The sequence below is a fragment of the Pseudomonas sp. W2Jun17 genome (genome assembly GCF_023127795.1).
GTDB classification, from domain to species: Bacteria; Pseudomonadota; Gammaproteobacteria; order Pseudomonadales; family Pseudomonadaceae; genus Aquipseudomonas; species Aquipseudomonas synxantha_A.
In genome coordinates this window covers 1-327 of sequence record NZ_SPKO01000038.1, presented here as the reverse complement: position 1 = coordinate 327, position 327 = coordinate 1, and the positions used below count along the sequence as shown (strand labels likewise).

The window sequence follows — 327 nt, the reverse complement described above, 5'->3', positions numbered from 1 at the left end:
CGGTGACGGCGTATCAGTACGACGAAGCCGGACGCTTGGTGGCGTTGTTTCCCGGGGATGATGAGCCGACCTCCTACGAACATGACAACGGCTTCGTACGGGTTGTAAGGCGCGGCGAGGCTGTCTGGAAATACGAGCGTAATGAGCAAGGCGATGTTACGCGTAGGATCGATCCTGACGGCGAGGTTACCGATTACAGCTACAACAAACACGGGCAACTGACCGGAGTTTGGTACCCGGATCACAGTTGCCATCGGCTGGTGTGGAATGAGCGTGGGCAGTTGCTGGAAGAGCAATTGCCCAATGGCGGGATCAAGCGTTATCGCT

The 327-nt window shown here is 56.9% G+C and carries 1 protein-coding gene; it reads left to right on the top strand.

Annotation, left to right across the window (positions count from 1 at the left end):
- Positions 1-327, top strand: a 327-nt coding sequence (locus E4O98_RS24930; RefSeq protein WP_248136557.1) for a hypothetical protein, incomplete at both ends; no start/stop codon positions are given.